Origin of the sequence: Streptomyces sp. NA02950, from assembly GCF_013364155.1 — a bacterium.
Classification (GTDB): domain Bacteria; phylum Actinomycetota; class Actinomycetes; order Streptomycetales; family Streptomycetaceae; genus Streptomyces.
Genome location: NZ_CP054916.1, coordinates 819,799 through 843,625 on the forward strand (window position 1 = coordinate 819,799; position 23,827 = coordinate 843,625).

Consider the following 23,827-nt stretch of genomic DNA (forward strand, 5'->3'; position numbering starts at 1 on the left):
CGCGGAGGACGGGAGCGACGCGCTCAGTCCGGTGACGGCAATGGCGGCGATGGCGGTGAAGGCGGCGAGCGGGGCGCCGAGCCCGGTCAGGCGTCTTCTCACGGGGTCTCCAATGGTCACGCCGGGAGGTCCGGCCGGGGCCGTGCGGGCCGGGGCGGCGGCAAGGCCGGGACGCACAGCACCGCAAGTGGTCTAAACCACCGGACCGCCTCGAGAGTTTTGCAGCAGCGGGCAGGCCGGTCAACGGCGAGAGCCGGGCATTTTTGCAGCCACCTTGCGATACCGCAACGTCGGCCCTCCCCGCACCCGGCCCACGGCACGTTTCTCCGCCGCCTCCCCGATCGAGTCGCTTGGCACACTATTTCTGCGTCATCGCAGGTGCAGAGCGATAGCGAAAGCGATGACCGGGCACCCGCACTACGCTCGAAAAGGAGGATCCGGTCACCCGGAAGGGAGGCGCTCCCGTGTCGGTCACATCGTCCAGATCGTCCCCGGTGTCGCTGCCCCGCCATCGCAGCTGTCCGTTCGATCCGCCCGACGCGTACGGAGAACTGCGCGAGGAGGGGCGGGCCAGCAGACTGGCCTTCCCCGACGGCAGGATCGGCTGGCTGCTCACCCGCTACGAGGACGTCCGGGCACTGCTCGCCGACGACCGGTTCAGCTCGGACCGGGAGCGGGCCTCCTCCCCCGTCCGCGCGCTCCCCGTCCGGGAGAACGACTCCCGGCGGGTGGGATCGTTCATCGGGATGGATCCGCCCGAGCACACGCGCTACCGGCGGCTGCTGGCCCGGTGGTTCACGGTCCGGCGGATGCGCGGACTGCTGCCGGACATCGAGGAGATCGTCACCGGCCACCTGGACGCGATGGAGCGCACCGGTCCGCCCACCGATCTGGTGGCGGCGTTCGCCCGCCCGATCCCCTCGCTGGTGATCTGCCGGTTGCTGGGGGTGCCGTACGAGGACCGGGCCGACTTCCAGCGGTGGACGTTCACCCTGTTCGGGATCGACCGGGAGGAGGCGGAGCTCTTCGCCGCCCGGGACGCGCTGTGGGACTACATGCGGGATCTGGTGGCGGTCAAGCGGCGGCAGCCCGATGAGGCGTTGCTGTCCGGGCTGGCGCACGGCACGGACACGGCCGCGGACGGGGAGGACCCGCTGACCGACGAGGAGCTGACCGGTGTGGGTCTGCTGCTGCTCGTCGCGGGACACGAGACGACGGCGAACATGCTGGGCCTGGGCACCTACGCCCTGCTGAGCCACCCCGAGCAGGCCGCGCTGGTGCGCGAGCGGCCGGAGCTGGCCGACCACGCGGTCGAGGAGCTGCTGCGCTATCTGACCATCGCCCAGTTCGGCACCATCCGGACCGCCCGGGAGGACGTCGAGATCGCCGGGGTGCGGGTGCGTGCCGGTGAGACGGTGGTCGGGTCGCTCGCCGCGGCCAACCGGGACCCCTCGTACTTCCCCCTCCCCGACGAGCTGGACGTCACCCGCGACGCCGGGCAGCATCTCGCCTTCGGCCACGGGATGCACCAGTGTCTGGGCCAGCACCTGGCCCGGATGGAGATGAGAACGGCCTTTCCGGCCCTGCTCCGGCGCTTCCCCACCCTCCGGCCGGCGGTGCCGCCCGACCAGGTGCCGCTGCGGCACGACATGCTCGTCTACGGGGTCCACCGGCTCCCGGTCACCTGGGGCCGGTGAGCGCGATGCGGATCCGGGTGGACCGCGGCCGGTGCCGCGGGGCCGGTCAGTGCGCCCTGAACGCGCCGGAGCTGTTCGACCAGTCCGAGGACGACGGCCTGGTCGTCGTGCTCGACGACCGGCCGCCGCCCGCGCTCCACGACCGGGCCCGCCTCGCCGAACGGCTCTGCCCGAACAGTGTGATCCGCACGGTCGACACGAACGAAGAGAACGAAGAGAACGAAGAGAACGAAGAGAAGGAGGAGAAGGAGGAGAAGGAGGAGGAGAAGGAGGAGAACGACGCGGGTGAGGGGGATGCCGGGGACGGCCGGGCACCCCCTCCGTAGCTGTCCGCGCACCGGGCCCGCCCCGGTCAGGCGCAGGGGTGCAGCCAGCCATGCGGATCGGTGTCCACGCCGGTCTGCCGCCGGAGCAGCGCCTCGCGCAGCCGCATGGAGACCGGTCCTGGCCGTCCGGCGGCGATCGTCCAGGTGGTGTCCGCGGTCTTGACCTGTCCGACCGGGGTGATGACGGCCGCGATGCCGCAGGCGAAGACCTCGCTGATGGAGCCGTCGGCGCAGCCGGTCCGCCACTCCTCGACGCTGATCCTGGTCTCGCGGGTGGTGTAGCCCAGTTCACGGGCGAGGGACAGGAGGGAGTCGCGGGTGACACCGGCGAGCAGGGTGTCGGTCAGTCGCGGGGTGACGATGGTGGCGTCGGATCCGGTGCCGTACACGAAGCAGAGGTTCATCACGCCCACTTCCTCGATCCACCGGCGCTCCAGTGCGTCGAGCCAGACCACCTGGTCGCAGCCCTGCTCCGCCGCCTCGGCCTGGGCGATGAGCGAAGCGGCGTAGTTTCCGGCGCATTTGGCGGCGCCGGTGCCACCGGGGGCGGCGCGGACGTAACTCTGGGACACCCACACGGAGACCGGCTCGACCCCACCGGGGAAGTAAGCACCGGCGGGGGTGGCGATGACCACGAAGAGGTAGCGGGCGGCGGGCCGGACACCCAGGGAGTTCTCCGAGGCGATCATGAACGGCCGCAGATACAGGGTGTGTTCGGGCTCCTGGGGGACCCATGCCGCGTCCTCGTGGACCAGCAGTTCGCATGCCTCGACGAAGGTGTCCACCGGCAGTTCGGGCATGGCCAGCCTGCGGGCGCTGTGCTGGAAGCGGCGGGCGTTGGCCTCGGGGCGGAACAGGGCCGTGGTCTTGTCCGGCTGGGCGTACGCCTTGAGCCCTTCGAAGATCGCCTGGCCGTAGTGCAGGGTCATGTTCGACGGGTCCATCGGGATCGGCGCGTACGGTTCCAGCCGGGCGTTGTGCCAGCCGCGGTCCACGGTCCAGGCGATGGTCACCATGTGGTCGGTGAAGTGGCGGCCGAAACCGGGCGCGGCCAGGATCGCGTCCCGCTCCGCGGCGGGGCGGGGTGAGGGGTGGGGGTGCCGCTCGAAGGTGAGGTGAGGTGGTGTCACGCTTCGTCCTCGTCAGCGCTCGGGCCTGTCACCAGGCGGGGGGTGGGGGTTCAGCGGGTTCAGCGGGCGAGATGACGGCTGATGACCAGCCGCTGGATCTGGTTGGTCCCCTCGAAGATCTGCATGATCTTCGCCTCGCGCATATAGCGCTCGACGGGGTAGTCACGGGTGTAGCCGTAGCCGCCGAAGACCTGCACCGCGTCGGTGGTGACCTTCATCGCGGCGTCGGTGGCGATCAGTTTGGCCACGCTGGCCTGGCGGCCGTACGGGCGTCCCCGGTCCCGGCGGCGCGCGGCGTCGAGGTAGGCGGCGCGGGCGGAGTCGACGGCGGCGGCCATGTCGGCCAGCAGGAAGCCGAGCCCCTGATGGTCGATGATCTTGCGGCCGAAGGTGGTGCGTTCATGGGCGTAGTCGACCGCGGCGTCCAGGGCGGCCTGGGCCAGTCCGGTGGCGCACGCGGCGATGCCCAGCCGGCCGGAGTCCAGGGCGCTCAGGGCGATGTGCAGCCCCTGGCCCTCGCCGCCGATGAGCCGTTCGGGTCCGAGGAGGGCGCCGTCCCAGAAGGCGGCCGTGGTGGGGATGGCGTGCAGCCCCATCTTCTCCTCGGGGCGGCCGAAGGTGAGGCCGTCGGTCTGTCCGGGGGCGAAGAAGCAGGAGATGCCGTCGCTGCCAGGGCCGGTGCGGGCGAAGAGGGCGTAGAAGTCGGCCCTCCCGCCGTGGGTGATCCACGCCTTGGCGCCGTTGATCCGGTATCCGTCCGGGTCCTTGTCGGCACGGCAGGTCAGGGCGGCCGCGTCGGATCCGGCCTGGGGCTCGGAGAGGCTGTAGCCGCCGACGAGAAGGCCCGCCAAGACGTCGCCGGCCCATGTCTCGCGCTGCGCGTCGGTGCCGAAGGTGAGCAGCGGGAAGGAGGCGAGGGTGTGGACGCTGACCGCGACGGCGATGGCCGCCCAGCGCGCCGCCAGCTCCTCCAGCACCTGGAGGTAGACCTCGTAGGGCTGGTCCCCTCCGCCGTACTCCTCGGGACAGGGCAGGCTCAGCAGTCCGGCCTCGCCGAGCAGGCGGAACAGCCCCTCGGGATAGCGTTCGGCGCGTTCGTGCTCCTCCACGCGCGGGGTGAGTTCCTTGTCGGCGATGTCCCGGACGAGGTCGATCAGATCCTCGGCTTCCCCGGTGGGCAGCAGACGGTCGACGGGCATGGCGGCTCCTGGACTGGTGCTGGCGGATCAGGCGGAAACGGCCGTGGGGGCACTGAGTTCGGCGAGTGCGCCGCGCGCCCGGTCGCGGAACTCCGCGATACGGGCCAGCTTGATGTCCTCGTAGCCACGGATGCCCTCGGCGAGCCGCACCAGCTCCTCCACCTCATCGGTGTTCTCCGGAGTCAGATGGGTCAGTGCGGTCCGGACCAGGTTCCGGTACTCCTCGATCAGGGCGCGCTCCTCGCGGCGGAGCCGCGCGTAGCCGAAGATGTCCAGCCGGGTGCCGCGCAGCCCCCGCAGGGCGTACAGGGTGCGGAACACGGCGGGGGCGGAGCGCCGCAGCCGCATCTTGCGCTTCATGCCCATGGCGCGCAGCAGGGGCGGGTGGAGCATGACGGAGACCGAGGCGCCCGGGCCGAACTCCTCGGTGACCCTGGCGCGTTCGACGGTGTCCAGATGCAGCCGGGCCACGTCGTACTCGTCCTTGTAGGCCATGAGCTTGTACAGGCCCTGGGCGTAGGCCAGCGCGACGCGCTCCCCGTTCTCCTCGCCCGCACGCTCCCGGGCGAGGGTGGCCACCTCCCGTACGTCGGTGCTGTACTGCCGGGCGTACGCCTCGTTCTGATAGGCGATCAGGTCGGCGCCGCGCAGCGCGACCGTGTCCTGGAGCCTGCCACCCGCGGCCACGGCGGTGGCGAGGGTGCGGGCGACGGGGGTGATGTGCACGACGGGCCGCTCGGGGGTGGTGGTGGCGCGCCGGACGGCCTCGGGGTCGATGACGGCGGCGCGTCCCCAGGCGAAGGCCGCCAGATTGGTGTCCACGGCGGCGCCGTTGAGCCGGATGGCGTCCTCGATGGCGCGCGCGGACAGCGGCAGACAGCCGCTCTGGAAGGCGGCTCCGATCAGCAGGGTGTTGGTCGGCATGTGGTCGCCGAAGACCGCCTCGGCCAGGCCCTGGGCGTCGAGGTGGACGTTGGCCTCGGGGCGGGTGGCGGAGGCGATGCGCTCGAGCGAGTCGTCCGGGGAGCCGGGGGCCACAACGCGGTTGGTCACCATGGCGGCGGTGGGCACGAGGGCGGTGTTGACGATCGCGATGGTGTGTCCGGGGCGGGCGACCCGCAGATTGCTGTCGGCGGCGACGCCGAGCAGGTCGAAGCCGAGCAGGACGTCGGCGGTGGCGCGAGAGGCGCGCAGCGCGCCGGTCACCGGTGCGGTGGAGATCCGTACGTCGCTGACGACGGGCCCGCCCTTCTGGGCCAGTCCGGTCTGGTCGAGCCCGGCGGCGTAGCGGCCGTCGAGGTGGGCGGCCATCTGGAGGATCTGGGAGACGGTCACCACGCCGGTGCCGCCGATGCCGGGCATCCGCACCAGGGTGCTGTCCCCGGTGATCGCGGGGACGGGGTCGGTCAGCTCCACCGGCAGCGGCGGTACGGTGCGCCGCCCGGTGGCCCGTTCGGTGGCCCCGGCCTTGGGCTCGACCAGGAGGAAGGACGGACAGTCACCCTTCAGACAGCTGAAGTCGGAGTTGCAGGACGCCTGGTGGATACGGGTCTTGCGGCCGAACTCGGTCTCCACGGGGTGCACCGACAGACAGGTCGACACATCGCCGCAGTCACCGCAGCCCTCGCAGACCCGCTCGTTGATGACCACCTTCTCGGCGGGGGTGGGCAGTTGGCCGCGCTTGCGGAGCCTGCGCTCCTCGGCCGCGCACCGGTCGTCGTGGATGAGGACCGTGACGCCTTCGGTGGCGGCGAGGGCCTTCTCGGCCTCGGGCAGGTCGTCGCGGTGGCGCACGGTGGCGATCGGGTCCAGGCGTATGCCGCGGTAGTCCTCGGGCTGTGCGGTGGTCACGACGACCTTGCGCACCCCTTCGAGGGCGAGCCAGCGGGTCAGGGCGGGTACGTCCAGGCGGCCTTCGGCGCGCTGCCCGCCGGTCATCGCCACGGCGTCGTTGTACAGCAGCTTGTAGGTCATGGTGACGCCCGCGGCCACCGCGGCCCGGACGGCGAGGGATCCGGAGTGGTGGAAGGTGCCGTCGCCGAGGTTCTGGACGAAGTGGCGGTCGTCGGTGAAGGGGGCCAGTCCGATCCACTGGGCGCCTTCGCCGCCCATCTGGGTCAGACCGATCTGGTGGCCGCGGTTGGTGCCGTCCAGGGCGATCATCACGTGGCAGCCGATGCCCACACCGACGAGGGTGTCGCTGTCGGTCCGGGTCGAGGTGGAGTGCGGGCAGCCGGAACAGAAGTACGGGGTGCGGGCCGAGACGGTCGGCAGGGCGATCCGGGCGGGGGCCTTGGGGGCGAGGGAGGCCAGGTGGGCGGCGGCGGTGTGCGGCAGCCGCTCGGTCCCGATCCGGTCGGCCAGGGCCCGGGCGATGTCCTCGGCCTCCAGGGTGCCGCGCGCGGTGAGCAGCGGGCGGCCGTCCTCCCGGTGGCGGCCCACCACGACCGGGGCGTCCTTGGTGCCGTAGAGGGCCTCCTTCAGATGTCCTTCGAGGAAGGGCACCTTGTCCTCGACGACGAGGACCTCGTCGAGGTCACCGGTCATGGCGACCAGGTCCTCGGCACACAGCGGGTACGGCATCGCCAGCCGGATCAGCCGGAGTCCGAGCGTCTCCATGGCGGCCTCGTCGATACCGAGGTCGGCCAGGGCACGCTGCACCACGGCGTAGGAGGTGCCGGAGGCCACCACGCCGAGGGTGGCGCGGGGGGCGCTGTAGGTGATCCGGTTCAGACCGGTCTCGCGGGCGTAGGCGCGGGCGAGGTTCAGCCGGCGGGTGAGCATGTCGTGTTCGGCGTCCAGGGACGCGGGGCCGACGAGGGTGGGGAGGGTGCCGCGCGGGGTACGGCGCGGGGCGGGGATCTCCGGCAGGAGGGTGTCGAGGTCGACGGTGGCCGAGGCGTCCGCGATATCGGCGACGATCTTCAGCCCGGTCCACAGCCCGGTGGCGCGGGACAGGGCCACCGCGTGCAGCCCGAACTCGATGATCTCGGCGACGGAGCCGGGGGCGAGCAGTGGCATGGCCAGACTCTGGCACATCGGCTCGCAGGAGCTGGGCACGGTGGACGACTTGCTGGCAGGGTCGTCGCCGATCCAGGCCACGGCGCCGCCGAGCGGGGCCGTACCGGCCAGCGTGGCGTGGCGGATGGCGTCGGCCGCCCGGTCCAGACCGGGGTTCTTGCCGTACCAGAATCCGGTGACACCGTCGTGGCGGCTTCCGGGGACCTGGTCCAGCAGCTGGGTGCCCGCCACCGCCGTCGCGGCCAGCTCCTCGTTCAGGCCCGCCTGGAACACCACACCGGCGGGGTCGAGGAAGCGGTGAGCGCGGCCCATCTCCAGGTCGACGCCACCGAGCGGCGAACCCTGGTAGCCACTGACGAACGCGCGGGTGTTCAGTCCGCGCTCCTCGTCGAGGCGGCGCTGTTCCAGCGTCAGCCGGACCAGTGCCTGAATGCCCGAGATCAGCACCCGGCCACCGCGGGCCGTGTACTTGTCGTGCAGCGATACCGCGGCGGGGACGGTGCTCACCCGGGCCTCCTCGTCGTCGTGGGGTTCGAGTGTTCAGGACAGCAACACCTGGCCAGGGGCACAAGAAGGTTGCGAGAGATTGGGCGAGAGACGCAAACGATTCCTCGAACAGGGCACCCCGAGTATAATTTATTGCATCCAACAGGGGCCGGAGAGGGTGTGCCGATGACCGAGATAGACCAGGTGGACCGCCAACTGCTGCGCATGCTCCGGGAGGACGGCCGCCGTACGTTCTCCGAAATGGCGCCCGCGGTGGGGCTGTCGGTGGCCGCGGTCAAGCGGCGGGTGGACCGGCTGCGGGAGAGCGGGGTGGTCACCGGGTTCACCGTGCAGATCGACCACACCAAGCTGGGCTGGGGCATCGAGGCGTTCGTGGAGCTGTCGTACACGGGCACCACACCGGTCGGGGAGATCGTCCGCACCGCGTACGAGGTTCCCGAGGTGCAGGCGGTGTTCACCATCGCCGGTGACCCGGACGCGCTGGTGCATGTGCGCGTACGGGACATCGAGCACCTTCAGCAGATCATCGACGGTCTGCGCCGTGCCGGGCAGGTCACCGGCACCAAGACGCTGATGGTGCTGGGTTCCTGGACGCGCAACGCCTGAGCGCGCTGCCGGGTGCGGCTGCCGAGGGTGCCGGAGGGCGGGGGCCGCTGGACGGTAGGTGCTCAGTCCGGGCGGCCGGTGGCCGCCACCGTCACACCGAGACCGACCATCGCGAAGCCACCCGCTCCCCCGATCATCGACAGCCGTCGCTCGGAGCGGCCGAACCAGGTGCGGGCCGCCGACGCCGTCAGCCCCCAGAGGGTGTCCGTGACCAGGCCGATGCCGATCGGCACCAGGCCGAGGATCATCATCTGGGTGGGCAGCGCACCGGCCGAGTGGTCCACGAACTGCGGGAGGGTGGCGGCGAAGAAGACGATGCCCTTGGGGTTGGTGACGCCCACCATGAAGCCGTCGGCGACCGTACGCAGATCGCCGTGTACGGGCCGGTCGGAGCGGGCGGCGGCGTCGACCGTGACCAGCTTCATGTCCGTGCGGTGCCGGAACGCCTGCACCCCGAGGTAGATCAGATAGGCCGCACCGGCCAGCTTCACGGCCATGAAGACGGCCGCGGACCGTTCGACCAGCGAGCCGAGGCCGAACGCGACGGCGACGACGAGGACGTAGGAGCCGAGCGTGTTCCCCAGGACGGTCGCCATGACGGTGCGGCGGCCGTGGGCCAGCGCCCTGCCGATCATGAAGAGCACACTGGGGCCCGGGATCACGATCACCAGCAGTGACATCGCGGCGAACTCGAGCAACCGGTCGGTGAACATATCGGCCCTCACCTCCACGCCGCGGTACGCGCCACGTCTCCTGGGAGGAGGATCATATCGGTGGCGACGATGTAAGCGAACGGCCTTCCCCGCCCGCCCGTTCACCCGTCGCCTCGGCCCAGTGGGATGTCCTTCTGCCGCAGCGCCTCGATGGCCGGGCCGTACCTCCGGGTCTTGATCCGACCGAGGGTGGGCCCGGCTTTGGCGGCGAGGGGACCAGCGATGTCGATGGCGGCCTCGCGGACACCCTGTTCGTCCGCCGTGCGGTCGACGATCGCGGCGGCGAGCGCGTCGTCCGGCAGTGCCCCGACCGACGCGAGCCAGTCGGGGTGGAAGCGGTTCTCGGTGTCCCCGAGGTCGAGGACGAACACCTCGTCCTGGCGCTCCAGCGTAGACATGACAGCTCCTTCGGGCAGAGATCAACCGGATGGGGAATGGCGGGGGGAAGGAACGGGGCACGGACACCGGGGAAGTGGGCGGGACGGGGCGCGCGGCGAGCCGCGTCGGTCACGGTCCCAGGGCGCGGCTCAGGAGATCGTGGATCTCCTCGGCCGCGGCCTCGAGCGGTGCGATGCTCTCCTCCGCCCGGCACATGATCACCGAGCCTTCGACGGCGGCGATGATGAAGGCGGCCAGCCGCCGGGCGCGTTCCGCGGGCAGTCCGTTCCGGATGAACAGCTCGGCGAGCGCGCCCTTCCAGCGGCCGAAGACCGCGGCCGCGGACCGGGCGAGCTGCGGTGCGTCCTGGTTGGTCTCCACCGCGACCGCCACGATGGGACACCCCGCCCGGAACTCGCTGTCGAGCAGCCGGTCGCGCCACAGGCCGAAGAAGGCGTCGATCGCCTCCAGGGGGTCATCGGCCTCGGCGGCCGCTTCGATCATCCCGGAGATCACATCCCCGGCGAACGCCACGGCCTCGTCGATGAGTTGCGCCCGCCCCCGCGGGAAGTGGTGGTACACCGAACCTCGGGGAGCGCCGCTGTGGGCCAGCACCCGGTCGATGCTGGTGGCGCTGGCGCCGTATTCCCGCAGCAGGGCGACAGCGCTGGCGATCATCCGCTCACGGGTCTTGGATCTGCGCGGACTCATACCCGGGGCACCACCTTCCCGCTGCGGACGCCGGTCCGCCACACCAGCCCTACCAGTCGGTAACTATATGGGATGACATAGCCCATGGAAGGGCTTCGGCGGACTTCTCCCACCGGCTCCGGCGGGCCCCGTACCTACGCGCGGGGGCTGAGCAGCGCCGTGAGCATGTCCCGCAGCCAGGGGCGCAGGGTGGCGAGGTCCGGATCGAGCAGCAGCCTGGTCGCCGCCCCGTCATGGATGGTGATGACCGCGCTGGTGAGGGCCTCGGGGTCACGCAGGGCGGGCGGCATGGCGGCCAGGTCCACCGCTCCCACGACGACCGGTTGCAGGGTCTCGCGGATGGCGTCGCGGTGCCGGGTGAGGGCGGCCGCGGTCTCGGGGTTGCGGGCGGCGTGGAGCAGGAAGTCCGTGCGCACCAGGACCCAGGTCCGGTCGATGAGCAGGGCGTTGCTGACCCGGTCCAGCAGGGACGGCAGCCCCTCGCCGGCGGTGGCCCCGGCCAGCGCGGCGTGCACCTGGGTCATGGTGTCCGCGGCCTGCTGCTCGTAGAGGGCGAAGAACAGCTCGTCGAGGCTGTCGAAGTTGGAGTAGAAGGCACCCCGGGTGTATCCGGCCGCCTCGCAGATCTCCTCGATCCCCGCACGGCCGAAGCCGCGCTCGGCGAAGACCGAGAGCGCCGCGGCGAGCAGGCGCTCACGGGTTTCGGCGCGCCGCCGGGTGACGCGCGCGGGTGTGCCGTCCGCCCGGAGGCCGGTACGCAGCGCCCGGCGGTCGAGTGCGCTGTTACTGACGTCAGCCATGGGCCCATCCTAACGTTCGATACATAGACACATCCGATACACTCATGTATCGAAACGGGGATGACCTTCGGACGCAGTGAGGAAGTGCAGTCGAGTGAGTCAGGCGGACACGGACCGCGAGGATCACGAGCACGGGGACCAGGAAGAGCGCGGGGACCAGGAAGAGCGCGGGGAGACCTCGGAGCCGCAGGCCGAGGAGGAGCAGGCCGAGGAGCCGCGCCCCGGCGCCACGGCGCCGGACGGGTTCTGGGCCGAGCTGCGCGCCGCGGTCACCCCGCGGATGACGGCGATGATCGCGGGGGCGCTGCTGTTGCAGCTGGGCTTTGTGCTGTCCTACGTGGGCGCGTTCCACCACCCCCAGCCGCACCGGGTCCCGATCACGGTCGTCGCACCACAGCAGACGGCCCAGCGAGTGGTGCAGCAGATCAACGCGATACCGGGGCACCCCCTGAAGGCGACCGCCGCCGCCGACGAGCGGGCGGCCCGTGCCCTGCTGCGCGACGGGGAGACCAGTGGTGCCCTGATCGTGAATCCCCAGTCGCGCAACGACCGGCTGCTGGTGGCCGGTGCCGGGGGCGCGTCCACCGCGACCGCGGTGGAATCGGCGATCACACAGGCCGAGCAGAGCCAGAAGCGCACGGTCTCGGTGGACGACGCGGTTCCGGCGCAGCCGGGGGACGCCCGGGGACTGAGCAGCTTCTACCTCGTGGTGGGGTGGACCGTGGGCGGCTATCTCTTCGCCGCGCTGCTGGGCGTGTCCAAGGGCGCCCGTCCCTCCTCGGTCCGGCGCGCCGGGGCGCGCCTGCTGGCGGCGGTTCCGTACGCGGTGGTCTCCGGTCTGGGCAGTGCGGCGATCGTGGGCCCGGTGCTCGGCGCCCTCAATGACCACTTCCTCGCCCTGTCGGCACTGGGCGCGCTGGTGGTCTTCGGCGCGGCGGCCGTCACGGTCGCCTTCCAGGTCCTCTTCGGTGTGCTGGGGATCGGGGTGACGGTGCTGCTGTTCGTGGTGCTGGGCAACCCCAGCGCGGGCGGCGCGTACGGCTCCGATCTGCTGCCCCCGTTCTGGCGCACGATCGGCTCCGCGCTGCCCAACGGCGCGGCCACCCACGCCGTACGCCACCTCGTGTACTTCTCCGGGCACGGCATCGCCGCGAACCTGGCGGTGCTCGTCGCCTGGGCGCTCGGCGGGGTGCTCGCCACCGTCGCGGCCGCCACGCTGATACACCGGCGCCTGTCACCCGAGATGGACCCGGCGGGCGCCCGCGCCTGACCGGCCGCCCCGGTCCGGCCCCGTCGCCGCGGAGGGACGTTCCCCTCCGCGGCGACACGCGTTTCCGGGCGGCGTACCGGAACCGGCGGGCCGGTGCGCGGGCCGACGCGCCGGTGCGGTGCGCGTTCCGGTGCGGTGCGCGGTCCGGTGCGGTCCGGTGCGCGGTCCCCTCAGCCCGGTGCTCCGGTCCGTTCCTCCGCCTCCGGGACGGGGACGAGGCCGTCGGCCACCAGCCCGGCGTGCACCGCCTCGCCCAGCGTGTGCACCGCCGACTGCGGGCGGACCATCACGGTGAACTCCCGGATCCTGTCCGCCTCGTCGAACTGGAGGAGGTCGATGCCGTGGATCTCCTTGCCGTTCACCGTGGCGCGGAAGAGCAGCACGGCCGACGGGAGCGCGGTGCCGTCGGAGCTGGTCTGCGCCGTGCCGTCGAAGTGCCCGACGTAGCGGAAGTCCTCGAAGGTGCGCAGCAGGACGCCGAAGAGGCCGAGCACCATGGGCCTGCCCTCGAACGGGGTGAACTTCACCGGGCTGTAGAAGCGGACGTCCTCGGTGAACAGGTCCTCGAGAGCGGCCCGGTCACCGTTCTCGATGGCGGTACGGAAGCGGTCTGCGGTGGTCATGGCGTATCTCCTTCTACTCATGAAGGTGATTAGTCAATTCCTTGAGTATCATGGCGCACGGTCCGGCGAACAGAGCGGGACGGGGAAGAGCGGGAACGGCGAGGGAGGAGAACGGCCCGATGGCTTTGCGTCATGCCGTGCTGGCGGCGCTGCTGCACGAGGAGCTGAGCGGCTATCAGCTGGCCAAGGCGTTCGACACGGGGGTGGCGAACTTCTGGCACGCCCTGCCGCAGCAGCTCTACGCCGAGTTGACCCGGCTGGAGACGGAGGGGCTGGTCACCGGGCGGGAGGTGGTGCAGGACACCCGACCCAACAAGCGGCTGTTCACGGTCACCGGGGCCGGTCTGGCCGAGCTGGAGCGGTTCACGGCGGCCACCGCCAAACCCTCGTTCATCCGGGACGATCTGCTGGTCAAGGTCCATGCGGTCGACCATGTGAACGCCGATGCGGTGATCGCGCAGCTGCGGGAGCGGGCCGCCTTCGCCGAGGCCAAGATCGAGCTGTTCGGTTCACTGCTGCGGACCATGCGCGGTGACCGCGACGAGGAGGAGTTCCTACGCCACGGTGACCGGATCGGACCGTATCTGACCTGTCTGTGCGGGCTGACCTTCGAGGAGGGCAACCGGGACTGGTGTCTGCGCGGTGCGGCGGCGCTCGAGGAGAGGCGGGCGGCCCGTGCCCGGGGGTGAGTACGTGCGCTACGTCGCCCTCGGCGACAGCCAGACCGAAGGGCTCGGCGACGGCGACGACACCACCGGACTGCGGGGGTGGGCCGACCGGCTCGCTGAGCGGCTCGCGGTCCACCACCCCGGTCTGCGGTACGCCAACCTCGCGGTGCGGGGTCGTGTCGCCGCCGAGGTGCATGCCGGGCAGCTCCGCCCCGCGCTCGGTCTGCGCCCCGATCTGGCCACCGTGGTCGCCGGGATGAACGACCTGCTGCGGCCCCGGTTCGACGCGGACGAGACGGCGGGCCACCTGGAGGCGATGTTCGCCGGACTCACCGCCGCGGGCGCCCGCGTGGCCACGCTCACCTTCCCCGACGTCGCGCGGATCACCCCGCTCGCCCGCCCGCTGAGCCGCCGCGTGGACGCCCTCAACCGGCGTATCCGCGCCGCGGCCGACCGGTACGGCGTGGTGGTCGCCGAGACCGCGCACCACCGGGTCGTCACCGATCAGCGGCTGTGGAGTCCGGACCGTCTGCACGCCGCGCCGCTCGGCCACGAACGGATCGCCGCCGCCGTGGCCGAAGCCCTCCGACTGCCGGGGAGCGACGACTCCTGGGCGCTTCCGCTGCCCCCTCCGGACACACCGGTGGCGGTGGGGTGGCGCGCCTTGGGCACCGAACTGCGCTGGGCCGGATCGTTCCTCGGCCCCTGGCTCGGCCGGCGGCTGCGGGGCCGCTCCTCGGGCGACAACCGCGTCGCCAAGCGCCCGGAGCTGCTGCCGGTGGCGGTCCCCCGGGACCCGTTGTCGCCGTGAGACCGCCACCGTCAGGGGCGGATCACGGGACGCGGCGGCGTTACGCCGGACGTGTCAACAGGGCCGTGGCGATGGCCACTTGAATGGGGTCGAGGGCGGTCCTGCCGTCCTCGATGTCCCACAGGGCGTTCTGGAGCACCCGGCCGAGTGTCCAGCCGACCGCCCGCCGCCGGTCGACGCCGACGGCCTCGGTCATGAGGTCGAAGCGGCGGAGCACCGTGCGCGGCACACCACCGGTCGCCACCCCCCTCGTCCCATCGGTGGTCCAGCGCGGGCAGCAGCTCGAATCCGGGGTACCCGGCGAGCGGTTCGGGATCGATGGCCGGTCAGGGTTCCCGCTCCCCCGCGAGCACGTTGTCGTAGTGCAGATCCCCGTGCAGCAGCCGGTCGCCGGGCTCACCGGTCAGCTCGGCCATGGCGGACGCGCAGCTGCGCACCAGCCGCTGTCCGGCGGGGTCGCGCAGGGCCGGGATCGCCCGTGGCGCCTGTTCGAGCATGGCGGTGGCGACACCGGAGAGCCCCCGCAGGCCCTCGGGAGCGGGTACGGCGACCAGGCGGGCCAGCAGTTCGGCCAGGATCCGCAGGGCCTCGGGGTCGACCGCGTCCGCGGCTTCGTCCGGGCCTGGGAGGCGAACAACTCGGACATGAGGAACCTTCTGCGCGCTGATCGCGATGATCACGACCACCGCCGTGGTGAGCGTAGCGCGGATCGAACTTCCGGCGCCCTCATGGCGTTCGTCCGGCGCACAGCACGTCCCGCGCACACCGGAAAAACGACGCGAGGATACGGCGGAGACACAGGACAATCAGTGCATGAGTGACCGCGTCTCCCCCGTTCATGCCCTGCTGGTTGTCGATATGCAGACCGCCTTCGTCGCCGGTCCGGAGGCAGTGCCTGACGCGCCGAAGGTGCTCGAGCACACCAAGGACCTGCTGGACCGGGCCCGTACGGCCGGTGCGCTGGTGGTGCACCTTCAGAACGACGGGCGGGAGGGCGAGTCGGACGAGCCGGGGACACCGGGTTGGGAGCTGTTCCTGCCGGTGGTGGAGGGGCCGCGGGAGGTGGTGGTCCGCAAGACGGAGGACGACGGTTTCCACGGGACACCGCTGGCGGAGCTGCTGACCGGGGCGGGGGTGCGGGCGCTCGCGGTGTGCGGGGTGATGTCCGAGATGTGTGTGAGCGCGACGGCGCGCACCGCGCTGGAGCTGGACTACCGGGTGGTCCTGCCGCACGATGCCCACGCCACCTACGACGTTCCGGCGGCGGAGGGCATCGACGAGGCGGTCCCGGCCGCGCTGGCGTCGCGGGCGGCCGAATGGGCGCTGGGTGACGAGATCGACATCGTGGCGCGGGCCGTTGACGTCACCTTCGACGCCGTTCCCGGGAAGGCCGCGGACGCGGACCCGGCGGCGGACGGTGCGCGGGAGGTGCTCGAGGGGCGCTCCGTCCGGCTGCGCCGCGCGTTGCGGGGCGACGCGGAGCGGTTCCGGGAGATTCTCGGCCACCCGGCGGTGGCCCGCTGGTGGGGGGACGCCGACCACGAGGCGGCGAAGGCGTGTGATCCGCCGGAGGACATCCGCACGTACGCCATCGAGTGCGAGGGCACGGTCGTCGGACTCGTCCAGTCCTGCGAGGAGACCACCCCCGAGTACCGCAGCGCGGGCCTGGACATCGCGGTCCACGCGGACTGGCAGGGGCGGGGCATCGGCGGCGACGCGCTCCACACGCTCGCCCGCCATCTGTTCGAGGGGGCAGGACACCACCGGCTGACCATCGACCCGGCGGCGGCCAACGAGGGGGCGATCCGGCTCTACCGGCGGCTCGGTTTCCGTCCGGTGGGCATCATGCGGCAGTACCAGCGGCGCCCGGACGGCAGCCTGCACGACGGACTGCTGCTGGATCTGCTCGCCGGTGAGCTGGTGGCGCCGGGCCGCCGCTCCTGACCGGCCGCGGACCGCCCGGCCCGGGCCCCTTGCCCGGCACCGGCCGAGAGTGTCCGGGCCCGCGTCAGCCCGGGACGTCGTCCCACTGGTCGAGCAGGTCCTCGGCCTCGGATCCCAGGGGAGGGGACGTGACTCCGGTCAGCGGCAGCTCAGCCCAGATGATCTTGCCGTTGGGGGTGTAGCGGGTGCCCCAGCGCTGGGCGAACTGGGCCACCAGGAACAGACCGCGCCCGCCCTCGTCGGTGGTGGCCGCGCGGCGCAGATGGGGCGAGGTGCTGCTGCTGTCGGACACCTCGATGATGAGGCTGCGGCCGCGCAGCAGGCGGATCCGGATGGGGTCGGAGCCGTAGCGGATGGCGTTGGTGACCAGTTCGCTGAGGATGAGTTCGGTGGTGAACCCGACCTCCTCCAGCCCCCATCCGGCCAGCCGCCGGTCGGCCTCGGTGCGGATGCGGGCGACGGCGGCGGGGTCGGAGGGGATGTCCCACTCGGCCACCGCGTCGGGGTCCAGCAGCCGGGTGCGGGCGACGAGCAGGGCGATGTCGTCACTCGGGTGCGGGGACGCCATGGTCTCGAACACCGCCCGGCAGGTCCGCTCGGGGCTCCGTTCGGGGTGTCCGGCAAGGGTGGCCTTCAGCATGTCGATCCCGGCGTCGAGGTCCCGGCCGCGGTCCTCGATGAGGCCGTCGGTGTAGAGCACCAGCCGGGTGGCCTCGGACAGCCGCAGCTCGGCGGTCTCGACGGGCTCGCCGCCCAGGCCGAGCGGCGGCGCGAGGGGCACCTCGGGGAAGGTCACCGTGCCGTCGGGGTGGGCCACGGCCGGGCCGGGGTGGCCCGCCCTGGCCATGGTGCAGCCTCCGCTGACCGGATCGTAGATGGCGTAGAGGCAGGTGGCTCCGGTGATGGCCGGGGCGTCGTGGTCCTCCGCGGCCTGGTCCTGGTCGAAGCGGGTCACCAGCTCGTCGAGGTGGCCGAGCAGCTCGTCCGGCGGCAGGTCGAGGGCGGAGAAGTTGTGGACGGCGGTCCGCAGCCGCCCCATGGTGGCTGCGGCGTGCAGGCCGTGTCCGACCACATCGCCGACGACGAGGGCGACCCGGGCGCCGGGCAGCGGGATGACGTCGAACCAGTCGCCGCCCACCCCGGCCTGGGCGGGCAGATAGCGGTGGGCCACCTCCAGGGCGTCCTGCTCGGGCAGGCCCTGGGGCAGCATGCTGCGCTGGAGGGTGACGGCCATGGCGTGCTCGCGCGTATAGCGGCGGGCGTTGTCGATGGCCACGGCGGCGCGTGCGACGAGCTCCTCGGTGAGGGCCACGTCCTCCTCGTCGAAGGGCTCGGGCTTCTCGGAGCGCCAGAAGGTGGCCAGGCCCAGGGTGACGTCCCGGGCCCGCAGCGGAACGGTGATCATCGAGTGGATGCCGTAGTTCACGATTCGCGTGGCCTGCTCCGGGTCCTGCACCTGCCAGCCACCGAAGGCGCGCAGATCCGCCTCGAGCACCGGCCGCCCGGCGCCGAAGCCGAACGCCTGCGGGGCGGCGCTGACATAGGTGATCAGCTTGCCGATGCGCCACAGCGGGTGGTCGGGCCGGATACCGGTGGTGGCGGTGCGGCGCATGGCGCTGCCCGCGGGTTCATTGCCGCGCATCACGGGTTCCACCAGGTCGACCGTGGCGTAGTCGGCGAACCACGGGACCGCGAATTCGGTGAGCTCCTCGGCGGTCCGGACGATGTCGAGGGTGCTGCCGATCTTCGCGCCGGAGTCGTACAGCAGCCGCAGCCGCTTCTCGGCCACCTCGGCCTTGCCCGAGAGGTCGCGCAGTTCGGTGGTGTCGCGCACGGTGGTGACACTGCCGGGCCGGCCGCCCTCCCAGCCGGTGGGCCGCTGGTTGACGGCCAGCAGCCGGTCCCCGGCCAGGTGCACCTCGTCGGTGGCCAGCCGGCCGGAGGTGAGCAGCTCCTCGGTGCGGGCATCCAGGGCCAGCTCGGAGACATGGCGGCCCTCGGCGTCCGGGGGGAGGTCGAGCAGCCGCCGGGCCTCGTCGTTGGCCAGGACCAGACGGCCCTGGTCGTCGACGATGAGCACGCCTTCGCGCACGGAGTGGAGCACCGCGTCGTGGTGCTCGTACATCCGCATCATCTGGGCCGGGCCCAGACCGCGGGTCTGGCGCCGCAGCCGCCCGCCCACCAGCGCGGTGCCTCCGGTGGCGAGGGCCAGGGCACCGGCGGCGGTGCCGAACACCAGGGGCAGCTGGTGCTTGACCCGGCCGGTGACGTCCTCGGCGGTCATCCCGGCGCACACCAGACCGATGACCCGTCCGTCGGCGGCTCGGATCGGAAGGGTGGCCTGCACCTCCTTGCCGAGCGGGCCGTTCACGGTCTCGGTGACCACCTTGCCCCGGACGGCGGGCCGCCAGTTGGCGACGACCTCCTTGCCGATGTACTGCGGCAGGGGGTGGGTGTAACGGATGCCGTGGGTGTTCGTCACCACGACGAAGTCCAGGCCCGCCCGTTTGCGGGCCATCTCGGCCCGGGGCTGGAGCACTTTGGTGGGGTTGCTGGAGCTCATGGCCGCCGCGGTGCCGGGCGAGCCGGCGAAGGTGTGGGCGACGGCGGTGGACCGGTTGATGGCTTCCTGCTCGCTGTCGTTGCGCGCCTGGAAGACCAGCGCCATCGTCGCGACGACGATGAGCACGACGACGAGCACCACCTGTACGGCGAAGACCTGCCCGGCGATGCTGCGCATGCCCAGCAGGGAGCGGAGGCGCCACCGGGAGGGGACGTGCGCGGAACGCCTCGATCGACCGAAAAATCCGATCACCCCCTATTCCTAACACTTCCGCCACCGGGAGGTGAGCGGTTCGGGGAGCCGGATCACAGGGGGCCGGTCAGCGAGACCTCCCTTTCACACGGTGCGTTCGTCCCCGTGCGGTGGGTGTGCGTCCACCGGGCCGCGGACCGGCCCGTGGACGCCGGGTGTTCCCGCGGTGACGCGGCGCGAGAATGCCACCGCGCCACGCGGACACCGACACCGACACCGACACCGGGGGCGGTTGTCAGAGGAAGCTGACGTTCTGGGCGAGGGCCAGCCGGCTGTCTGTGCTGGAGTAGTTGATGGTGTTGGTGGCCGGACGCATATAGGCGCGCCAGGCGTCGGAGCCGGACTCGCGGCCGCCGCCGGTCTCCTTCTCACCGCCGAAGGCACCGCCGATCTCGGCTCCGGAGGTGCCGATGTTGACGTTGGCGATACCGCAGTCGGAGCCCTCCGCGGACAGGAAGTACTCGGCCTCCTGCTGGTCGCGGGTGAAGATGCTGGAGGACAGGCCCTGGGGGACGTCGTTGTGGAGGGCGAGGGCTTGCTCCAGGGTGTCGTAGGTCAGGACGTAGAGGATGGGCGCGAAGGTCTCCTCGCGGACGACGGGGGTCTGTGTGTCGACGCGGACGATCGCGGGCTCGGCGTAACCGGCCCCGGGGGCGGTATCCGCCAGCCGCCGGTCGCCGCCGACGAGGAGGGTGCCGCCTTCGGCCCGGACGCGGTCCAGGGCGTCCCGCATGGTGTCGAGGGCCTGTGTGGAGATCAGCGGGCCGACGAGGGTGCTCTCGTCGAAGGGGTCGCCGATGGGCAGCTTGCGGTAGGCGGTGATCAGCCGGTCGACGAGGGTGTCCGCGATGTCGCGGTGCACGATGAGCCGCCGCAGGGTGGTGCAGCGCTGTCCGGCGGTGCCCGCGGCGGCGAAGACGATGCCCTGCACGGCGAGGTCGAGGTCGGCGGAGGGCGCGACCACGGCCGCGTTGTTGCCACCGAGCTCCAGCAGGCTCCGGCCGAAGCGGGCGGCCACGCGGGGGCCGACCTCGCGGCCCATACGGGTCGAGCCGGTGGCGCTGACGAGGGCCACCCGCGGGTCGTCGACCAGCCGCTCGCCGATGGCGCGGTCGCCGAGCAGCAGCCGGTGCACATCGCGCGGGGCGCCGGTGTCCTCGGCGGCCCGGGCCAGCAGCCGGTCGCAGGCCAGCGAGATCAGCGGGGTGAGCTCGGAGGGCTTCCAGATCACGGTGTCGCCGCAGGCCAGGGCGACGGCGGTGTTCCAGGACCAGACGGCGGCGGGGAAGTTGAACGCGGAGATGACACCGACCACCCCGAGCGGGTGCCAGGTCTCGGCGAGCCGGTGGCCGGGACGCTCGGAGGCGATGGTGCGGCCGTAGAGCTGGCGGGACAGTCCGACGGCGAAATCACAGATGTCGATCATTTCCTGGACCTCGCCCAGGGCCTCGGAGCGGATCTTGCCCGCTTCGATGGTGATGAGGTCGGCCAGGTCGCCCTTGTGGTCGCGCAGCAGCTCACCGAGGCGGCGGACGAGTTCACCGCGGCGCGGGGCGGGGGTGGAACGCCAGGTGAGGAAGGCGCGGCGGGTCGCCTCGAGGGCCTCTTCGGTCTCGGCCTCGGTGGCGGCGGCGAGGCCGAAGAGGTCATCGCCGGTGATGGGGGTGCGGGCGTGGAAGTCGCTGCCCCGCTCGGGGGTGACGCCGACCCGGCGGAGGCTGTCGAGAGCGCGGTCGCGCAGGGCCTCGGTGGTGGGAAGGGCGGGGGTGGTCATGGTGCTCCCTGGTGGTGTCGGTGTGGTCGGGGTGCGGGGTCGCGAAGGTGCGGGTCGGTGGTGGTCAGCGGGGTGCGGCGAGCAGGTCCAGCTCCCGGGCGACCTGGTCGAGGGAGTGGTTCTGCTGCCGCTCGTAGAGGGCGAAGGGGTCCAGCACCTCACGTCCCACGGCGTCGGAGAGCCAGGCGCTGTCGTAGGCGGCGCCCTCGCGGTCGGTGTTCCTGGAGCCTTCGCCGCTGAGGTTGGACTGGAAGATCCCGGCCGCGGAGCGGGGCAGGAAGTCCTCGTAGACGATGGGTTCGGCGCGCACCCAGCCCTGGTCCAGCAGTTCGCCGAGGGTGGCGGGCGGGGTGCCGGGCGGCCGGTCCGCGGCGGCGTGGTAGGTGAAGTAGCCCAGGCCGCGCCGGGCCAGTTCGCGTTCGCTGCCGGGGAAGTCCTCGGCCCACAGGGCGCGGGCCAGCTCACCGCGGTCGGCGGCGGGGTGCTGGGCCGCCTGTTCGTCGACCCGGGCCAGCAGGGTGTCGTAGCGGGCGCGGCCCTCGCGGGTGAGGGCGATACCGCGGGCTTCGACCTCGCCGAACCGGACCCGCAGGGCGCCGCTGGTGACGCTGCCGTCGGGGGCGCGCAGGGCGCGGGGTTCGGCCAGGGCCCGGAAGGAGGTCTGGCGCAACAGGACATCGGGACCGCTCCAGCGCGGGGGTCCCTGGATGGTGTCGATCATCTCGATGCCGCGGTCCGTCATCCGCCGGTACAGCTCGTCGATGTCCAGCACGCGGGGGGTGAGGTGGTTGATGTGGGTGCTGCGGACACCGCCGATGTCGGCGGCGACGGCGGAGACCTTCTCCAGGGTCCGGTACCAGCTCCGGTCGATGGGTTCCCGTGACAGCTCAAAGGCCCGGACGGCGAGTTGGAGGAAGCGCTCGGCGTCCTCGTCGGGCAGCTCGTGTGCGGCCACGGCCCGGTCGGCGAGGGTGAGCAGCTCCGGCGGGAAGAGCGTGCGGGAGCCGAGGAAGGTCTCCAGCCGGGCCCGCAGATCGGCGTCGAAGAACCGGGGGTCGGCGGGGGTGAGCAGGGAGGTGAAGACCCGGAACGGGTTCCGCGCCAGCTCCTCGCCGTCGATGGGGCGGAAGGCGGTGGAGACGACGGGGACGGCGCTGGCGGCGGCTTCGCGCAGATCGTAGAAGCCGACGGGGTGCATACCGAGCGCACCGAAGATCCTGGCGACCTGTGCCAGCTCCTGCGGGGTGCCGACCCGGATGGCCCCGTGGCGTTCCGCGGTGACACGGCTGATGGAGCCGAGGCGTTCGGCACCGGCGCCCTCGGCGCGCAGGACGTCCTCGTTCACCTCGTGGGAGACGTCCACCAGGGTGGTGTAGGCGGGGACTTCACGTCCGTACATGTCCGAGAGCCGCCTCGCGAACGCGGCTCGCAGCTGCCACTGGCTGATCATGTGCGGGGCTGCCTTTCGGTCGGGTCGGTCGGGGTCGGTCCCGGTCGGCGAGTGTCGTACGGGGTGGCGCGGGGTTCACACCACGTGGGCTTCGGGGCGGGTCTCGGCGCCGCTGGTGAAGCGGTCGGCGCCGAACGGGGTGACATCCACACAGGGTTCCCGCTCCAGGTGCAGATCGCGCATGATCTCGCCGACGGCGGGCGCCTGGAGGAAGCCGTGGCCGGAGAACCCGGTGACGTAGAGGAAGTTGCCGTAGGCGGTGGAGCGGCCGATGAGCGCGTTGTGGTCCGGGGTGACCTCGTAGAGCCCGGCCCATCCCCCGGCAATCTCCATCGCGGCCAGCTCCGGGGCGAGGAGGCGGGCGCGGGCCCGGAACAGCTCCAGCCACTCGGCGGTCCAGGTGGTGTCGAAACCGTCGGGCTGGCCGGGGTCGGCGAGCCCGAGGAGCAGACCGTCGTCGCTGTTGTGGAAGTAGGCCGAGGAGGCGAAGTCGATGGTGAACGGGATACGGGGGGCGGTGAGCGGGGCGGTGAAGGCGAGTTGGCGGCGGACGGGGCGGACCGGGAGGCTGACGCCGATCATGTCGCCGATCCCGGCGGACCAGGCGCCCGCGGCGCAGACCACGGTGGCGCAGGAGATGGTGCCGCGGTCGGTGCGCACGGCGGTGACCCGGTCCCCGGTGGTGTCCATCCCGGTGACGGTGGTGTGGGTGGCGAAGGTGACGCCCGCGCGGGCCGCGGCCGTCGCGTAGCCGTGGACCACCAGACCGGGGCGGGCATGGCCGTCGGCCGCCGAGTGCACGGCGGCCAGAACGCGGTCGGTGGTCAGGTAGGGACACAGCCGACGGGCCTCGGTGGGGCTGATCATGCGACTGGGGACACCCAGGGCGTTCTGTATCGCGACGCTGTTCTCGAAGTCGGCCACCTGCCCCTCGTCGGTGAGCAGGAAGAGATAGCCGACGGTGTCGAGCCGGATATCGGCGCCGGGGCGGCGGGGAAAGTCCTGGTAGGCGCGCAGGCTGCGGCTGCCCAGTTCGATGTTGAGGGGGTCGGAGAACTGGGCGCGAACACCACCGATCGGTTTCCCCGAGCTGCCGCTCGCCAGATCGGCGCGTTCGACGACGATGATGCGCCGCACTCCCGCTTCGGCGAGGTGGAAGGCGACGGAAGCGCCCATGACACCGCCACCGATGATCACGACGTCGGCGGCGGACGGGACGGTGCCGTGGCTGGGTGAGATGGACAAGGGCCGATCCCTTCGAAGGCCGGTGCCGGCGCCCGCGGAAGGTGTCCGGGGACGGCCTCCGTGAACGGTGTCCGGGGACGGTGTCCGGGGACGGTGTCCGGGGACGGTGTGCGTGCGGGGGCGCGGCAGGGGCTGTGGG

General features: G+C 72.0%; 18 protein-coding genes and 3 pseudogenes. 8 read left to right on the plus strand and 13 right to left on the minus strand.

Going from position 1 to position 23,827, the window contains the following annotated elements:
- Positions 1–464: 464 nt before the first annotated feature.
- Both HUT19_RS03350 and HUT19_RS42755 read left to right on the plus strand, forming a co-directional pair.
- On the plus strand, positions 465–1,697 hold the full coding sequence (locus tag HUT19_RS03350) for a cytochrome P450 (RefSeq protein WP_176178985.1): 1,233 nt from the start codon (positions 465–467) through the stop codon (positions 1,695–1,697).
- A 5-nt stretch (positions 1,698–1,702) separates the two neighbouring features.
- Positions 1,703–1,894, plus strand: a pseudogene (locus HUT19_RS42755) (ferredoxin); the annotation flags it as partial.
- Between the two features lie 155 nt (positions 1,895–2,049).
- Here the strand turns inward: HUT19_RS42755 and HUT19_RS03360 are convergent.
- From HUT19_RS03360 to HUT19_RS03370, 3 genes are read right to left on the minus strand one after another with little or no spacing between them, the layout of a single operon-like run.
- Entirely contained in the window at positions 2,050–3,153 is a 1,104-nt protein-coding gene (locus HUT19_RS03360) for a branched-chain amino acid aminotransferase (protein ID WP_176178986.1), read from the minus strand.
- A 59-nt stretch (positions 3,154–3,212) separates the two neighbouring features.
- The gene (locus tag HUT19_RS03365) at positions 3,213–4,352 is read right to left on the minus strand and encodes an acyl-CoA dehydrogenase family protein (protein WP_176178987.1); all 1,140 of its coding nucleotides are present in this window, start codon (positions 4,350–4,352) and stop codon (positions 3,213–3,215) included.
- Between the two features lie 27 nt (positions 4,353–4,379).
- Positions 4,380–7,880, minus strand: coding sequence for an indolepyruvate ferredoxin oxidoreductase family protein (locus HUT19_RS03370; RefSeq protein ID WP_176178988.1), 3,501 nt, complete (start codon positions 7,878–7,880; stop codon positions 4,380–4,382).
- Positions 7,881–8,045: 165 nt separating this feature from the next.
- On the opposite strand from HUT19_RS03370, the gene HUT19_RS03375 reads away from it, so the two are divergent.
- The gene (locus HUT19_RS03375) at positions 8,046–8,486 is read left to right on the plus strand and encodes an Lrp/AsnC family transcriptional regulator (RefSeq protein ID WP_176178989.1); all 441 of its coding nucleotides are present in this window, start codon (positions 8,046–8,048) and stop codon (positions 8,484–8,486) included.
- Between the two features lie 62 nt (positions 8,487–8,548).
- On the opposite strand, the gene HUT19_RS03380 is transcribed toward HUT19_RS03375, so the two are convergent.
- From HUT19_RS03380 to HUT19_RS03395, 4 genes are all read right to left on the minus strand, one after another.
- The gene (locus HUT19_RS03380; RefSeq protein WP_176178990.1) at positions 8,549–9,199 is read right to left on the minus strand and encodes a LysE family translocator; all 651 of its coding nucleotides are present in this window, start codon (positions 9,197–9,199) and stop codon (positions 8,549–8,551) included.
- Positions 9,200–9,300: 101 nt separating this feature from the next.
- A complete protein-coding gene (locus tag HUT19_RS03385; protein WP_176178991.1) occupies positions 9,301–9,597 on the minus strand; it encodes a hypothetical protein in 297 nt (98 codons plus the stop codon).
- 109 nt (positions 9,598–9,706) lie between these two features.
- The gene (locus tag HUT19_RS03390; protein ID WP_254885413.1) at positions 9,707–10,288 is read right to left on the minus strand and encodes a TetR/AcrR family transcriptional regulator; all 582 of its coding nucleotides are present in this window, start codon (positions 10,286–10,288) and stop codon (positions 9,707–9,709) included.
- Positions 10,289–10,422: 134 nt separating this feature from the next.
- The gene (locus tag HUT19_RS03395) at positions 10,423–11,088 is read right to left on the minus strand and encodes a TetR/AcrR family transcriptional regulator (RefSeq protein ID WP_176178992.1); all 666 of its coding nucleotides are present in this window, start codon (positions 11,086–11,088) and stop codon (positions 10,423–10,425) included.
- A 94-nt stretch (positions 11,089–11,182) separates the two neighbouring features.
- Between HUT19_RS03395 and HUT19_RS03400 the strand changes: the two genes are divergently transcribed.
- Positions 11,183–12,358 carry an ABC transporter permease gene (locus HUT19_RS03400; protein ID WP_254885414.1) on the plus strand — a complete coding sequence of 392 codons (1,176 nt, stop codon included), beginning with the start codon at positions 11,183–11,185 and terminating at the stop codon, positions 12,356–12,358.
- 170 nt (positions 12,359–12,528) lie between these two features.
- On the opposite strand, the gene HUT19_RS03405 is transcribed toward HUT19_RS03400, so the two are convergent.
- Positions 12,529–12,981 (minus strand): nuclear transport factor 2 family protein, encoded by a 453-nt coding sequence (locus HUT19_RS03405; RefSeq protein ID WP_176178993.1) that lies wholly within the window; start codon positions 12,979–12,981, stop codon positions 12,529–12,531.
- 119 nt (positions 12,982–13,100) lie between these two features.
- On the opposite strand from HUT19_RS03405, the gene HUT19_RS03410 reads away from it, so the two are divergent.
- Both HUT19_RS03410 and HUT19_RS03415 read left to right on the plus strand, forming a co-directional pair.
- Positions 13,101–13,670: a PadR family transcriptional regulator gene (locus tag HUT19_RS03410; RefSeq protein ID WP_176178994.1), complete on the plus strand. Its 570-nt coding sequence runs from the start codon at positions 13,101–13,103 to the stop codon at positions 13,668–13,670.
- A complete protein-coding gene (locus HUT19_RS03415; protein ID WP_176178995.1) occupies positions 13,657–14,460 on the plus strand; it encodes an SGNH/GDSL hydrolase family protein in 804 nt (267 codons plus the stop codon). The genes HUT19_RS03410 and HUT19_RS03415 overlap by 14 nt, the downstream gene beginning before the upstream one ends.
- Before the next feature lie 40 nt (positions 14,461–14,500).
- Here HUT19_RS03415 and HUT19_RS03420 read toward each other — a convergent pair.
- Positions 14,501–15,056: pseudogene (locus tag HUT19_RS03420) on the minus strand (aminoglycoside phosphotransferase family protein); the annotation flags it as partial.
- 217 nt (positions 15,057–15,273) lie between these two features.
- Between HUT19_RS03420 and HUT19_RS03425 the strand changes: the two are divergent.
- Both HUT19_RS03425 and HUT19_RS03430 read left to right on the plus strand, forming a co-directional pair.
- Positions 15,274–15,831: pseudogene (locus HUT19_RS03425) on the plus strand (cysteine hydrolase family protein); the annotation flags it as partial.
- Positions 15,832–15,888: 57 nt separating this feature from the next.
- A complete protein-coding gene (locus tag HUT19_RS03430) occupies positions 15,889–16,404 on the plus strand; it encodes a GNAT family N-acetyltransferase (protein WP_176186433.1) in 516 nt (171 codons plus the stop codon).
- A gap of 64 nt (positions 16,405–16,468) precedes the next feature.
- On the opposite strand, the gene HUT19_RS03435 is transcribed toward HUT19_RS03430, so the two are convergent.
- The 4 genes from HUT19_RS03435 to HUT19_RS03450 all read right to left on the minus strand — a co-directional run bounded on the left by HUT19_RS03435 (position 16,469) and on the right by HUT19_RS03450 (position 23,688).
- Positions 16,469–19,144: a SpoIIE family protein phosphatase/ATP-binding protein gene (locus tag HUT19_RS03435; RefSeq protein WP_176178996.1), complete on the minus strand. Its 2,676-nt coding sequence runs from the start codon at positions 19,142–19,144 to the stop codon at positions 16,469–16,471.
- Positions 19,145–19,454: 310 nt separating this feature from the next.
- Entirely contained in the window at positions 19,455–20,993 is a 1,539-nt protein-coding gene (locus HUT19_RS03440) for an aldehyde dehydrogenase family protein (protein WP_176178997.1), read from the minus strand.
- Between the two features lie 64 nt (positions 20,994–21,057).
- Positions 21,058–22,443 (minus strand): VOC family protein, encoded by a 1,386-nt coding sequence (locus HUT19_RS03445; protein ID WP_176178998.1) that lies wholly within the window; start codon positions 22,441–22,443, stop codon positions 21,058–21,060.
- Between the two features lie 75 nt (positions 22,444–22,518).
- Positions 22,519–23,688 carry an FAD-binding oxidoreductase gene (locus tag HUT19_RS03450; protein WP_176178999.1) on the minus strand — a complete coding sequence of 390 codons (1,170 nt, stop codon included), beginning with the start codon at positions 23,686–23,688 and terminating at the stop codon, positions 22,519–22,521.
- Positions 23,689–23,827: the final 139 nt, after the last annotated feature.

Excerpts from the sequence above, each read along its gene's own strand:
- HUT19_RS03365 (WP_176178987.1), bottom strand. The coding sequence starts at position 4,352 with ATGCCCGTCGACCGTCTGCTGCCCACCGGGGAAGCCGAGGATCTGATC.
- HUT19_RS03375 (WP_176178989.1), top strand. The coding sequence starts at position 8,046 with ATGACCGAGATAGACCAGGTGGACCGCCAACTGCTGCGCATGCTCCGG.
- HUT19_RS03380 (WP_176178990.1), bottom strand. The coding sequence starts at position 9,199 with ATGTTCACCGACCGGTTGCTCGAGTTCGCCGCGATGTCACTGCTGGTG.
- HUT19_RS03385 (WP_176178991.1), bottom strand. The coding sequence starts at position 9,597 with ATGTCTACGCTGGAGCGCCAGGACGAGGTGTTCGTCCTCGACCTCGGG.
- HUT19_RS03390 (WP_254885413.1), bottom strand. The coding sequence starts at position 10,288 with ATGAGTCCGCGCAGATCCAAGACCCGTGAGCGGATGATCGCCAGCGCT.
- HUT19_RS03395 (WP_176178992.1), bottom strand. The coding sequence starts at position 11,088 with ATGGCTGACGTCAGTAACAGCGCACTCGACCGCCGGGCGCTGCGTACC.
- HUT19_RS03405 (WP_176178993.1), bottom strand. The coding sequence starts at position 12,981 with ATGACCACCGCAGACCGCTTCCGTACCGCCATCGAGAACGGTGACCGG.
- HUT19_RS03410 (WP_176178994.1), top strand. The coding sequence starts at position 13,101 with ATGGCTTTGCGTCATGCCGTGCTGGCGGCGCTGCTGCACGAGGAGCTG.
- HUT19_RS03435 (WP_176178996.1), bottom strand. The coding sequence starts at position 19,144 with ATGCGCAGCATCGCCGGGCAGGTCTTCGCCGTACAGGTGGTGCTCGTC.
- HUT19_RS03440 (WP_176178997.1), bottom strand. The coding sequence starts at position 20,993 with ATGACCACCCCCGCCCTTCCCACCACCGAGGCCCTGCGCGACCGCGCT.
- HUT19_RS03445 (WP_176178998.1), bottom strand. The coding sequence starts at position 22,443 with ATGATCAGCCAGTGGCAGCTGCGAGCCGCGTTCGCGAGGCGGCTCTCG.